The 14,313-nt window shown below is 41.5% G+C and carries 10 protein-coding genes and 1 pseudogene; 7 read left to right on the forward strand and 4 right to left on the reverse strand.

Features of this window, described 5'->3' with window-relative positions; genetic code table 11:
- Both WIG73_RS01100 and recJ read right to left on the reverse strand, forming a co-directional pair.
- The coding region (locus WIG73_RS01100; protein ID WP_337398946.1) for a RelA/SpoT family protein at positions 1–1,185 on the reverse strand (1,185 nt) is incomplete at its 3' end.
- A 15-nt stretch (positions 1,186–1,200) separates the two neighbouring features.
- On the reverse strand, positions 1,201–2,913 hold the full coding sequence (recJ, locus tag WIG73_RS01105; RefSeq protein ID WP_337398937.1) for a single-stranded-DNA-specific exonuclease RecJ: 1,713 nt from the start codon (positions 2,911–2,913) through the stop codon (positions 1,201–1,203).
- Positions 2,914–3,118: 205 nt separating this feature from the next.
- Here recJ and WIG73_RS01110 point away from each other — a divergent pair, with 205 nt between their 5' ends.
- Positions 3,119–3,586: a YfcE family phosphodiesterase gene (locus tag WIG73_RS01110; RefSeq protein ID WP_337398938.1), complete on the forward strand. Its 468-nt coding sequence runs from the start codon at positions 3,119–3,121 to the stop codon at positions 3,584–3,586.
- A 24-nt stretch (positions 3,587–3,610) separates the two neighbouring features.
- Complete coding sequence (locus tag WIG73_RS01115) at positions 3,611–4,387, forward strand: type III pantothenate kinase (RefSeq protein WP_337398939.1); 777 nt, start codon at positions 3,611–3,613, stop codon at positions 4,385–4,387.
- Here WIG73_RS01115 and WIG73_RS01120 read toward each other — a convergent pair.
- Both WIG73_RS01120 and WIG73_RS01125 read right to left on the reverse strand, forming a co-directional pair.
- Positions 4,380–4,976 (reverse strand): SGNH/GDSL hydrolase family protein, encoded by a 597-nt coding sequence (locus tag WIG73_RS01120; RefSeq protein ID WP_337398940.1) that lies wholly within the window; start codon positions 4,974–4,976, stop codon positions 4,380–4,382. The genes WIG73_RS01115 and WIG73_RS01120 overlap by 8 nt on opposite strands.
- 31 nt (positions 4,977–5,007) lie before the next feature.
- A complete protein-coding gene (locus tag WIG73_RS01125; RefSeq protein ID WP_337398941.1) occupies positions 5,008–5,400 on the reverse strand; it encodes a helix-hairpin-helix domain-containing protein in 393 nt (130 codons plus the stop codon).
- Positions 5,401–5,655: 255 nt separating this feature from the next.
- Between WIG73_RS01125 and WIG73_RS01130 the strand changes: the two genes are divergently transcribed.
- From WIG73_RS01130 to WIG73_RS01150, 5 genes and pseudogenes are all read left to right on the forward strand, one after another.
- Positions 5,656–6,591 (forward strand): hypothetical protein, encoded by a 936-nt coding sequence (locus tag WIG73_RS01130; RefSeq protein WP_337398942.1) that lies wholly within the window; start codon positions 5,656–5,658, stop codon positions 6,589–6,591.
- Positions 6,588–12,170, forward strand: a complete 5,583-nt coding sequence (locus tag WIG73_RS01135) for an RHS repeat-associated core domain-containing protein (RefSeq protein ID WP_337398943.1) — start codon at positions 6,588–6,590, stop codon at positions 12,168–12,170. Before WIG73_RS01130 ends, WIG73_RS01135 begins: the two co-directional genes overlap by 4 nt.
- 17 nt (positions 12,171–12,187) lie before the next feature.
- Positions 12,188–13,015, forward strand: coding sequence for a WG repeat-containing protein (locus tag WIG73_RS01140; protein WP_337398944.1), 828 nt, complete (start codon positions 12,188–12,190; stop codon positions 13,013–13,015).
- A gap of 340 nt (positions 13,016–13,355) precedes the next feature.
- Entirely contained in the window at positions 13,356–14,036 is a 681-nt protein-coding gene (locus WIG73_RS01145; protein WP_337398945.1) for a DUF4329 domain-containing protein, read from the forward strand.
- Between the two features lie 13 nt (positions 14,037–14,049).
- Positions 14,050–14,313: pseudogene (locus WIG73_RS01150) on the forward strand (hypothetical protein); the annotation flags it as partial.

The raw sequence follows: 14,313 nt of genomic DNA on the forward strand, positions 1-14,313 counted from the left end.
GGGAGTAAACACAAACACCTCGTCAGTAAACAGGTCAATTTTTAACGTCCGCATAAAGTCGTCGGTATCGACAACAGAATTTTGAATTTCCAAAAGCTGGCGAATCCACTCAAGCTTTGCGTCTACATCGGTTTTACCGCTGACGCCCTCTTTATATTTCCAGTGTGCGGCGATACCGAACTCGGCCACGCGGTGCATTTCCCATGTTCTGATTTGAATTTCAAAGGGTGTTCCGTCCGGCCCAATTACGGTTGTGTGCAGCGATTGATACATGTTGGGCTTGGGCATAGCAATGTAATCTTTAAAGCGCCCAGGAATCGGATAATACAGCTCATGAACCATTCCCAGCACTGCGTAGCAGTCTTTAATAGAGTCCACAATAATCCGTACCGCAAACAGGTCGTAAAGCTCGTCAATAGATTTGTTCTGCGTAAACATTTTGCGGTAGATGCTGTAGAAATGTTTTGCCCGGCCCATAACATGGGAATTAATTCCCATTTCGTCCGTCTTCTTTTTCAAGGTGTCCATAATGTCATTGATGAACTGTTCGCGTTCTTGTTTTTTCAAATTAATGGACTCTGTAATTTCCTTATAAGCCACCGGATCAATATATTTTAAAGAAAGGTCTTCTAATTCCCATTTAATTTTCGACATACCAAGCCTGTGGGCTAATGCAGCATAGACCTCCAATGTTTCACGGGCCTTTTCGCGCTGCTTTTTTTCAGATTTTGCCTTTATGGTGCGCATGTTGTGCAAACGGTCTGCAAGCTTAATTAAAATTACCCGCACATCTTTTGCCATGGCCAAAAACATTTTACGCAGGTTTTCCACCTGCTGTTCCTCCGCCGTGGTATATTGAATTTTGCTCAGCTTTGTAACGCCGTCAACAATAATTGCAACGCTTTCACCAAATTCGCGGTTAATGTCAGCCACAGTGTAGCTTGTGTCCTCCACAACATCGTGCAAAAGTGCCCCTACCAAGGTGTCGCAGTCCAGTTCTAAATCAGCAAGAATGTAGGCCACCTCTAGGGGGTGTGTCAGATAAGGCTCTCCGGATTCACGCATTTGCCCCTCGTGGGCTGTGCGCGCAAGCTCGTAGGCCTTTTCTAACTTTGCGATATCAAAATTTGCATTATATTCTAAAACCCTTTTTTTCAGACTTTCAAAGTCGTGGCCCTCGTGCATCATAGTAACTCGCTCCTAACCGGTAATTTCGCTTAATTTCACGTCTTTTAACAAGACTTGGAGCTGGCGCATACCTCTGTATAAATTAATATCAAGATTGAAAGCAATGTCAATCAAATCGTCGTTTTTTAAAACCTCATTCAGTTCCCCCATGTTAAAGCCAACCGCGTCAATGTAAAATTCGCCGGAGCGAAGCGTTAGCTTCACATGCTTGCCCTCACTTAAGGGGCGAACTTGTGCAACCGTCATTTTTCTTGCAAAAAAAATTGGGCTTGCGTTCCCCATGCCATATGGCTCTAAAATGGAGAGGCGTTCGGCGGTGTTCATATTAATATACTGCACCGGCAGCTCCGAATCGAGATATAACAGCGGCATAAAGTCCTCTTCGGTGAGCGTTTCCTTTGCATAGGAATTAATCTTTTCCCGAAATTCGTCTATTCTGTCCGGCGCAATGGAAAGCCCCGCCGCCAAATCGTGGCCGCCAAATTTCAGCAATGTGTCCTGGCAATATTCCAACGCCTTAAACAAATTAAACGAACGAATGCTTCTGCCAGAGCCTTTGCCGACTTCCCCGTCGGTGCTGATTAAAATGCAGGGCTTATTGAACCGCTCCGAAATTTTTGAGGCCACAATTCCAATTATCCCATGGTGCCAGTTATCGTGGGCTAAAACAATGACATAATCATTTTGCAAAGCGGCAGAATTTTCAATCATATTTAGAGCGTCTTCTAAAATACTGATTTCCGTTTCCTGGCGTTCGTGATTTTCACGGTTTAGTTTTTCGGCATATTTGCGCGCCGTCATATCGTCGGTGGCCAAAAGAAGCTCCACGGCGCACCGTGGGTCGCCCATTCTTCCGGCGGCGTTAATCCGAGGCGCAATCATAAACCCAATGGTGCCGGTTGCCACATTAGAGAGGTTAATGTCGGCCGCGTCGGCCAAAGCGCGGATGCCGCGGTTCTGGGTAAAGGACAAAAGTTCTAACCCCTTTTTCACAATCACACGGTTTTCGCCAATCAGCGGCATCACATCCGCCACGGTTCCAATCGCCACAAGGTCGGCATATTCTTCAATCAGTTCCCGCATATGAAACCGCATTTCAATGGTCAGCGCCTGCAAAAGCTTAAACGCCACGCCTACGCCGGCAAGCTTTTTAAAGGGATAGGGACAGGCGGGCTGTTTCGGATTGAGCAGACAATAAGCGTCGGGTGTTTCGTCCTTGCATTCGTGATGGTCTGTGATAATGGTGTCAATTCCCTTTTCTTTTGCATAGGCAATTTCGCCGACAGCGGTGATGCCGCAGTCCACCGTTATCAATAATGTTACGCCTGTCTGCGCAATTTTGTCGATAGCGCCTTTGTTGATGCCATACCCCTCTTCTAACCGGTCGGGAATATAGTACATCACATCTGCTTTATGAGAGCGCAAAAATTTTACCATGATAGCGGTAGAGGTAATGCCGTCAACATCATAATCACCGTAAACCGCAATTTTTTCATGGTCTTCAATTGCCTTTAAAATTCTTTTTGTTGCGTCTTTCATTCCCAGCATTAAAAACGGGTCCAGCAAAGATTCCTCTGTGGGGTTAATAAAGTCCTCCGGTTCGCGAATGCCGCGGTTCATCATAATGGTTGCAATCACCGGCGGCAGACTGAGCTTCCGGCTAATTTTCAGCACATCTTCCGGCCGGTGCTCTTTATACAGCAATATCCATTTCTTTTTCTTCATAATTAAGCTAAAATCCTCATTATCTTCCCTGTACGACTACATGTAGTACAAATCTATCATTATTGATACTAATTATACTACTTTTTTGTAAAATTTGCAACAATCTTTTTGAAAATATATTTTTTCGTTCAGAAAATATTTACAATCAGCGATAAATGACCTATAATAAATACAAACCAAATACAAAGATTATGAGGGTTCATAAATGAAATTTTTAGTTTTCAGCGACAGTCATGAATATACCAACGGTATGGACTACGCGATTGAAAAACACAAACATATTAATCATATTATCCATTGCGGGGACATGGCTTCCGACGTGTTATATCTGCATCATGTTTATGGTTCAACACACAGCATTTGCGGCGTATGCGGCAACAACGACTACTACGCTCCGGACCCGTTTCACCGTGTGGTTTTTTGCGGCCGGCAAAAAATATATGTAACTCACGGACACCGCGAGCATGTGAAAAGCTCTCTCTACACACTAAAATCTAAAGCAATGTCAAGCGGATGCGGCATTTGCATTTTTGGCCACACCCACAAACAATTTTTCGAGGAGCAGAATGGGCTTGTCATTTTAAATCCAGGATCTATTGGATATTTTAAGCAGGAGTATGCCGTAATCACCGTTGAAGACATTCAGGTAAACGTGGAATTAATGAAACTTTAAATTCTGGAAAGGATTGAAATAACTATGCTATTTGTAATTGATGTTGGGAACACAAACATTGTGGCGGGGTTTTATGAAGGAGATAAGCTAAAATCCAGCTACCGCATGGCAACGGACAAAAATAAATCGTCAGATGAAATCGGCCTGTTTTTCAGCCAGCTTTTAAACCATGAAGGAATTAGTAAAGAGGAAATTCGTGATGTGATTATCTCCTCCGTTGTGCCTTCGATTATGCATGCGTTAGAAAATGCAATAAAAAAGTATGTAGGAATTTCTCCAATTGTAGTGAACGGCAGCTTAGACTTAGGCTTGAACATTTGCTACGACGATCCGAAAGAAGTAGGCGCGGACAGAATTGTCAACGCTGTTGCTGTGGACAAGATATATGGCGGCCCGGCGGTAATCATCGATTTTGGCACAGCAACGACCTTTTGTGTGATCGACGGGTGCAGCAACTATCTTGGAGGTGTTATTTATCCCGGATTAAAAATTTCGATGGATGCGCTGGTTGAAAAGACTTCAAAGCTTCCGCGGATAGAAATTATCCAGCCGGAAAACGTTGTTGGAAAAAATACTGTTTGTTCCATGCAGTCTGGCCTTGTGTTCGGTTACGCCGGAATGGTAGACGCCATTGTGTCACGGATAAAAAAAGAAACAGGTACACCCGAAATGCTGGTAATTGCCACGGGCGGCCTGTCAACTTTAATTGCAAAAGAGTCTGAAACTATTCAGACCATTGATAAAAATTTGACCATAAAAGGCCTTAAGATCATATATGACCGGATAAAACTTTCTAAATAAGCTTGGTTAAAATATTACATACAAGCTTTGCCTGCACGCGCTTCCCTTCCTCCGTATAATGGTAGCCGTCGTTTGCTCTATAGAACGGGCAGGAAAGAATAAAATCATACCAGTCGTTTAAACTTAACGAAAACTTGTCAGCCGCTTTTCTGATAACCTCATTGCGTTTCAGCACAACGTCATTTTTGGGGGAAAGGATTTGCGGCTTGTTTTTTTCTGTTATGGGAGTGCAGGTAGCCAGGACGACCTTCTTGGAATACTTCATTAAAAGCTCCACCTTATCAAAAAAAGCCTCTTCAAACAGGTTAATTGGAACATCAATTCCATGCAGGCCGTTGTTAAAGTATATAATTTCATGGGTATAGTCCACCAACACAGCCTCTAAATCTGTGTCGAACACAGGGTCTGTCACCACCCTGGAGGAAGCAAGCAAATCTGTCGCCACATAATTTTGCAAAAGGTCTGAAACGTCATTATAAATGCCCTTTGTAATTGAGTCGCCAATTAACAAAATCCGTTTGGCGCTGTCGTCATTGGCGTTGTGCCACATGTAGTTTACCCATTCGGTCTTTTCTCTGTTGCAGATCACAAAAATCCCTCCCAAAGCTGTCTGTCAGCGCTTATTCAACACAAATTTTGTCCGCAAGGGCTTCGTACGTTTTTTCACCAATTCCCTTCACCTTTGTAATATCCTTCGGCTTCTTAAAAGGCTCTTTTTCGCGGTATTCTATAATTTTTTCTGCCTTATCCGCGCCAATGCCGCTGAGCAGCATCAGTTCCTCTTTTGTAGCTGTGTTTATATTAATAACTTGCGGCACGGCAGACTGGGCAGCCTCCGGTTGGGGCTGATCAAACGTCACATCGTTTTCCGGCTGCATGATAACGGAGCGATCCACATTTTGCATTTTCAGCAAAAAAGTACCCACCGCGGTAATTGTCAAAACCGCAATGACGGATAAAATAAGACTTAAAATGTCAATCTTTTTCTTCTCTGTCTGCCCTGTCTTCAACACGTTTCACCACATTATCTAAATTTTCTGTATAATTTAACATTATTATACCATGACTCTTTATAAAAAGCAACACCTTACTTAAATAAAGTGTTGATAAATATTGTCTAAAGAGCTTGTTTGTGTTGATATTTGTCGATTATTTGTAATATAATTGCACAAAAACTATTGATAAAAGCGAAATAAAGTAGTAATATAAACTAAAAGGTGTGTGTGCAAAAGATACATATACCGAATAATTTTATGGGAGGATTTATTATGAAAGGAAGACGAAAAACACTGGTCATTGTTGCGGCAGTCGTTGCTTCGCTGTGCCTGACAACAGGCGCAGTTTACTTAAACAGTGAGCTGGCCGTGGAAAATGAACAAGAAGTACAGCAAATGGAACAGGAAACAAATAAGGCAACAAAAGACCTGCTGCGGGATGCCGATACTTCGCGGCTGGAACATGCCTCTGTGGTGCCCGACACCTCGGTTCAGGATTACATCAACGCATTGTTTGAAAACGGAGAAAGCCAAACAGAAGCAGACTTGCAGGCACTTTTGGATATTGTGAAGTTCTGGGAGGACACCAACGACGACATAGCGATTGTAGGCAGCATATATGAGCGCCGCCCTCTAGCAGAGTCCTTGGCAGTCAGACACACAAACCGTCCCTGGATTGAATCTGCCTACAACGACATCACAGGACGGGACGATATTTTAAGCGTGGAGGACGTGAAGGCTTATGTGGAAGCCGGGCTGAGCTATGAAGATATCATTGCGGCAAGCCGCCTGTCCTTAAAGGGTGAAATAACAACGAGCCAGGCGTTAGACCGTGTGAGTGAAGGCGAGCCGTGGTACAGTTTGGTTACAGGGACACGCCCATTGTCTGCAGATTTTGAGGAGGTTCCGGCAAGCGAACTTTTAGATGCCAGAAACGTGGCAGAGGCACGAAGCATTGACTTAAATGCAGTTTTGGAATGTGTGCAGGCAGGAGAACCGTTGGAGGCTTTAGAAAGGATAGAAACTGACAACCCGGAAGATACTTTAGTAAGCGTCGGGGAAACTGCAAACATTGAAGAATCTGAACATGCGGAAAGCACGGAGCAAGATGCGGAAACGTCGGAAACAGCCGAGCCAGGCGCTGTGGAACAGGCTCCCCAGCAATTAGACGTACTTCACGGCGAAATTGAAGGGGGTGAAGCAGAATGAAAAAGAAGATTATTGTCTCTGCCCTGTTACTCTTCGGACTTCTGCTCTGCTCTGCTATTTCTTGCTTTGCTGATTCGACATCGGAAGCAGTTTTGGAGGCAATGGCAGAACAGCGCGGAACAGAAAAATATCTGGAAAATGTCCGCGCTCCATCTGACAACACGGAAGACAACGACCACATCGATACAACATCTGGAAACGTGGTAATTTCTGAAACTGATTTATATCTGCCGGGCAAGAATGGAATGGATGTTGCACTAATAAGGCATTTTAATTCTATGGAGACTGACAGAAGCTATGAATATTTAGGTGAACGAAGAGAAACAGAACAAGACATGTTTGCCTTTTTATACAGCGATGACAACGGTAATACGGAATGGATTACCTTCACAACAGAAGAAGAAATGCTGGCCGCACAGGAATTCCGTTATAACGACGAAACGGCCACACAGTATTATATCGAGGGTACATTTGGGACAAAGCCAACCTATGAATATAGAAGAATTACAAAAAATCAAACGGGAAGAAGACTCACCCTTGAAAGACCAATTCAGAAACTTGTTGGTACTTTATCAAAAAAAGACGGTTCGGTTTTTAAATCACTGTGGCAAGCGCATGACGACGGCTTTTATAAAAAAGTTGGATATAATTGGTATCTTAATATTCCATCCGGCGACCCGATAACAATCAGGGATTATAATGTTTCGAGCGGCGGCGCCGAAAAAATTTACCTGAGGATGTACGACGGAACAACAGAAGTCGGCATTACCTATTATGTTGAATATACACTACCCAAACAAGAGGTCGAAGAAGCATTTATCTATAAGACATCTAACTCAACACAAGATTACAATGTCAGACCAATGACTACAGATGAAGAAGCATTGCTGCGTTCAAAAATTGGAGCGGATTACACTTTAAGATGTTGCATTATAATTGAACGCGGCGATGGAATGCGGTATTTTGTCAACAGTGCCAATGAAAGCGGCAAAATATTGATGGTAGCCGACAGATATGACAATTGCATTGATTATTCAAAAAGTGGCGAAATCATTGACACATATGGCAGACGGATTGTTTATTCGTCGAACGGAATTCAGATGGAGGATGAGAATGGCGTCCTACAATATATTGTGAAATATACGACACCAACACCTGTTAATCCGGATAATTCTGTTTTAGATTGTTTGAAGACGTATCCATTTAAAGTGGAGAGGTTTCATGCCCTGGGTGATACACAAACAGATGATGTCACGGTGTATGACATGAAGAAAGTAGGCCGAAGCGGTCCCGACAGCAGCTTCTCTATTTTTTACTATACCATTGATAAAATTACATATCCTACAGGGGCGCATCGAGATTATACCTATGATTATGTCGAAATTCATGAGCCGTATTTCGGAACGAGCTCTGGATATATTGAAAAAAGCCGGGGTATTTCCTCTATCCTTTATGACAGCAACACCAGCAATTATGAATATTCTTATGAATATGTTTATAACAAACCTAACGAAGGATATTATACGAATGACGACGTAAAAGCCAGAAATACATTTACAGTAGAAAAAACCAAAAAAGCGCCGTCGCAGTCGGGCGATGTAACTACAACCTATGTTTATGACTATTTAAGCAGGTTAAGAAAAGTAAACGACGGCTCAAATCTGCCATATCCAAAATATCAATATACATATAACAGAGATGTAGCATCAGGACAGCCCAGCCAGATCATAACGAAATTAGAACCTTCGGTAACAAAAACGGATAGTTTCTCATATGTTTACCCTCATTATGCGGAGTTCTTAAGCAGCAAAACATCAGCCGGATTGGTGACGAATTATACTTATGATTTTACGGACAGCGGCTATGATTTACCCACCATCATCACATATACCCCCGAAGGTGGCAACGCTGCGGTTAAAACGGTAACAAACACACTGACAGCAGACAAAAAGAGTATCGCCGCAACCACCACCAGCGACGCAGACGGCATAAAGGCAAAGACAGAGTTTGAATATAATTCGGACGGCACCGTGTCGAAAACAAAGGTCTACACCGACATAGCAAACAATGTATACAAAGAAACGGCTTATTCATATACATATAATACAGACGGTTCTTACTCTGTCACCACATCTGTAAACAACGTAAAAGACGCAGACGGCGCAAACGCCCATGCGGTTTCCGTCACCACGGTTTACGACCGTTTTGGCAATGTTGCAAGCCAGACTGATGCAAACGGTGTGAAAACAGAATATACCTATGACCTATCTGGGCGCGTGCTGTCAGTAACAGTGTTAAACAGCTCAGGCACACAGCTGTCGGAGAAGACATATTCCTATGATGTATCCGGGAATGTGGTGGACATCACGCGCGAAAACGGCAGACAGGAGAAGCAGTTGTTTGACAGTTTTGGCAATCTGAAGGCCTCACAAGTGAACTACGAGGGCGGATTTAAAACGGTGTATGAATATACCTACGATACGTTTGGCAGACCTGCAACCGCAGCAGAAAATGCGCGTTTGGCCGCAGACGGCACAGTGGAAGAAAAATATGTTACCACAAATGTATATGACGACCGGAACCGAGTGGTTAAGCAGACCACGAAGAACAAAGCGGGCACGGTGGTATACGAGGTGAGCACAGAGTACAGCGACGCTTCAGGCAAGCAGTATACGACCCAGTGGCTGTCGGGAAGCGCCCTCTACTCTGCCGGGAAATATAAATCGGAGTATGACGCGTTTGGCCGAAAGACAGCGGACGTCATTTTAAACAACACCGCAGAATATTCCCGCACAGATTACACCTACGACTGTTTCGGAAACGTTCTGACCGCAAAGGACGACAAGGCGCGGGCGGAGAACCTGCCCTACTCCGTTTCCTATGCTTACGATCACGCCGGCAGGGTGCTCTCGGAAACCGATGTGTTCGGTAATGCCGCGACGTATTCCTACAATGACGCGGGTAATTTAATTAACATACACGAAGCGGCAGGCAAAACAGTATCCTATTCTTACGATGCGCTGGGCAGAAATACCATTGCATACGACGGTTCCATGTTTTCCAAAAATTACTATGATGACAACGGAAACCTGGTTAAGACAACGGAAAGCCAGACGGCTAATGCATCAAACGGCCACGCGACTACAATGACGTATGACGATTTAAACAGAATGACGAAACTGGTAAACAGTACGTCAAAAACTGATCTAACCAGCACAACGGGTATTTATGAACACTACACCTACGACATAATGGGAAACGTTTTGTCAACAGCGCAGGATGCGCTTGGAGCAAACAAAACAACCTACACTTATGATATTCTGGGAAGAAACCTGTCTGTAACCGATCCGGACGGGAATGCAGAAACCTATACATACAATTTTGACGGTACGCTGAAAACCAAAACGGACAAAAAAGGCACGGTGTTTACCTACAGTAATTATAACGTGTTTAAGAACGCAGGCAAAATAACTGCTGAAAATGGAAGCCAATCACAATATTTAGAATTTAGTTATGATATGATGAACAATCTAACGTATGAATATGACAGCGAGGGTCTGGATTACGGCAACCATTACAGCTACGACTTCTTGGGCAGAATGACAGCAAAAAATGGCGACATTAATGCCTATTTAAGTTATACTTACGACACGTTAGGCAACAGGACTTCTATGTCGATTGGGGAAAACGACCAGCAGGGCGGCACCATTGATTATTGTACACAGACCTACACGTACGATAGTAAAAGCCGTTTAACAGAATCGACAGCATTTGACAAAACGGTGGAATACAGTTATAATGAAAGTGACTACCTAACGTTTAAACAGTTGGGTGTGGTGCAGACAGCTAGAAATCTAAATAATCGGAATTTAGTTACATCTGATATAATTTTAAAAAATTATGGATTAACGAATGAATATATCTTTGATAATAACGAATATCGTTATGACTACCGCGGGGAACAAACATTTGAAATTCCTGGCACTACTGATGTGTATAACAATATGTACTACGACTTATATTACACATACGACGGTTCAGGCAGGCTTATTCAAATGAACTTAACCGATAACAGTGCTATGCGCGGCATGAGTGAGTTCTACACTTTTGATGACAGGACGAACATTACTAATATTTTAGTAAGGGATTACGACAGGGACGACAAATCTTACACCGCGGTCTATCCCTATACCCTGTCCAACCACATGTCAGGCACAGTTTTTGAAAATAAAACAGGTTATTTAGAAGAAGAAAAAACGGCAGCGAGCGACGCAAACGGTAACAGAACCACTGACAGAGATGCTACGCATACCTACGATCTGTTCAACCGCCTCACTTCTTACACCAAAGACGGCGAGACCACGACGTACACCTATTACGCCTCAGGATTACGCGAAAGCAAAACAAGAAACGGCATCACGACAAAGTTCATCTGGGACGGCGGAAACATGGTTTTAGAGTATCGCCCTGACATTTGGGAGTATACGCACACGTATATTTATGGTGCTGACGGATTAGCCTACAGACGGGATGCAGACGGCACCATATACACCTACAACACAAACTTTAGGGGTGATGTGCTGTCTGTAATGGATGAAAACCAAAACTGTATGGCAGAATATGTGTTTGACGCCTACGGAAATATCTTTAACCAATACAACGCGACAGGGTTTTCCGACAACTTCGGCTACCGTGGAGAATACCACGACCCCGAGTCGGGTTATATCTACCTCCGCATGCGATACTTAGACCCCACATCAGGACGGTTCTTAACTGAAGACCCTGCAAAAGACGGTTTGAACTGGTTTTGCTATTGTGGTGGCAATCCCGTTAAGTTTACCGATCCGTGGGGAATGTATACATTGAAAGATATCGGTGCTTTTTTAGATGCAAACCCTGGAAAAGCGGAAGAAATTATGAAAGCAGATCCAGCAAATTATATTACTAATGTATCTAATGCATTTAAATCAGAATTCTCAGAGAATGCTGTAACTGTAAAAGAATACGAAAATGGAATCGTAATATATGCATGTGTTAGTATTAGTGGTGATGCTAATGCCCCCGATAACTCTTATGATCTTGTAACCCAAGGAATTAAGAATGGCTGGGGAGGATATTTTGACGGTAAAAAGGTTAGCGTTGTATTAATAGATGTAAATGATTCAGCTAACGCTTCATTTAAAAACCATAAAAATTTAGATATTTATATTAGCACTACAACTAATGATTCCAATTATAATGGTGAACTTCATAATGGCCGAATAACTATGTATTGGAAAAACACCCAATGGAATCCCAACCTAAACAGGTACGAAACATACCAATTACAAGACTATTATTTTTCTTGGATTGCCGCACATGAATTTGGGCATGCCCTTGGATTGAAAGATTTATATAATGATGAAAAATTTTCTTATACGCCTTTTTCCATCATGAATAGTGGCTTAAAATTCGATGGAAAAGCCACTAACATTGACTATGCTTTAATGCTTCGCGCCAAAAATAGTGGAGAAAAACAATTTTACAGTAAAAATTTAGATCTTTTAGATAAATATAATGCTTTGTATAGGCTAAAATAAGAAAGAAGGTAAAGAATATGAAAAAAGTAATATTATTTGGTAGTTTAATATTTGTTTTTGCATCATTAACAGTTTACGGTCAATTCTTAAAACAGTATACTGCATTTGAAGCAAATTATAAAATAGAAATAGACGGCGTTGAACGAAATTTTTATCATCCGATTGTTTCCATTGACGATAAGGCATATGTTGCTTTAACTGACTTTGCATCCTGGACTGGCAGAACTACAACATGGCTTCCGGAACAAAATAAAATTCGTGTTATTGAACGTAATAAAGATGTATCAAAGCTATTAATTCCATATCGTGATAATGTAACAAAGAAAGAGGGGTTTAAAGATTGTGATGGTAACATTGTCATAGAACCAAATTTTTATGAGGCTTTCCCTTTTTCCGAAGGCTACGCTGTAGTGGCAAAATTTGATAAAAATACATTGAAAACAACATATGGATATATTAATGATAAGGGAGAAGTTGTAATACCATGTATATATGATTTTGCCGGAGACTTTGATAATGGAATAGCAATTGTCGGTGCAAAGGACCAAAATTGTCCAAATAATTTATTACAATATTATTTGAAAAAAGACGGTAACTTTCTTTTTAACAAAGGTTTTTCGCAGGCACATCGTTTTAGTGAGGGATACGCGTGTGTTGTTACCAGTGGATTGGGATCTTTAGAGCATCCTTTAAAGTGGTCCTTTATTGATATGAATGGAGAATTTGCAACTAATTTTGAGTTTGATGATGAGGCTTGTTTCGAGAATGGTTATGCGGATGTAATTTTAAATGGTGTGGAAGGCTATATTGATTCACAATTTAATTTTTATGAGGGCAAACGCTGATGTATTTAGGCCAAGGGGTAGTCGTGATGACTACCCCTTTTAATTAATATAGAAAGAAAAAAACTTGTACTTTGTAAATTTATGTGATAATATAAAGATATTAAAAGCACGATTAATAAATTTTGCATAAGATTACGAGTAAAAATTTGCTGATAACTTCGGCTACCGTGGCGAATACCAAGAACCCGAGTCGGGTTATATCTACCTCCGCATGCGATACTTAGACCCCACATCAGGACGGTTCTTAACTGAAGACCCTGCAAAAGACGGTTTGAACTGGTTTTGCTATTGTGGTGGCAATCCCGTTAAATTCTCTGATCCGTGGGGGCTGGAAGAAGTAATGCTTAGGTATGTAACTGAAAAAAACTATGGAACCACTCTGTATGATACAGCTTCTTGTAGCATGGAAGTTACTATGTTCGGTCAAACGCATACCTTTGCTGGACCGTTAATTAATGGTGAAATGATAGTAGATTCAGCTGTATTAGCAGATCTGTTTCAAATGGATGAAAAAAACTTTTGGCATAATGAAGGAGATAAATTTGATACTGCAGATGACGCGGCAATGGGTTTTGGTTTGATGTATAATCCTAAATCTACAAAAACTTCATATAATTACCCAATAGGAAGGGAATATGGAGCTTTTATATATGATGAAAGTTCTGCTGAAAAACGTGCGTATACATTTAGAAACGTTACAAAAGGTAATCAAGATTCCGTCCAATTACCTTCGCCAGATAAAAATAGACTATTAGCGGCATGGATGCATACACACGGAGCATCCTCTCCGCAGTATGAGTCAGAAAAATTTTCAGGGTGTATTGTTGATTTCGATACGAATGGGAAGAAAATTGAGAATGGCGACGGGGTTTATACTTTATTATTAGGTGTAGATGGTTATGTAATTACTCCAAGTGGTTCTTTTAAATGTTTGAGCAAATTATGGAAGAAAAGGGATATAGAGATATTGCCTGATAACGATCCTGCCGTTAGAATCATTGCAAATAATTTACCCCATTAAAAAGGAGAAGAAAATGATAAAAAAAATAGTTATTTCATTGTTATTGGTATTTATAAACATAGCAACTATCATAACAGTTAGCTATGCGCTATCTAAAAAGCAATATATAGCAAATGAGGTTAATTTTAGAGTTATAGTTAATGGAGAAGAGAAAAAATTTCAATTGCCTGTTGTTACAATAGATGATTCAACGTATTTGCCTGTTCGTGAATTTTGCGGCACCATTGGTTATTTATTAAAATTTCACCAAAGCTCATATAAAAAAAGATTAACCCAA

It is taken from the genome of Congzhengia sp., from assembly GCF_037235575.1.
In the GTDB taxonomy this organism is placed as follows: Bacteria; Bacillota; Clostridia; order UBA1381; family UBA9506; genus Congzhengia; species Congzhengia minquanensis.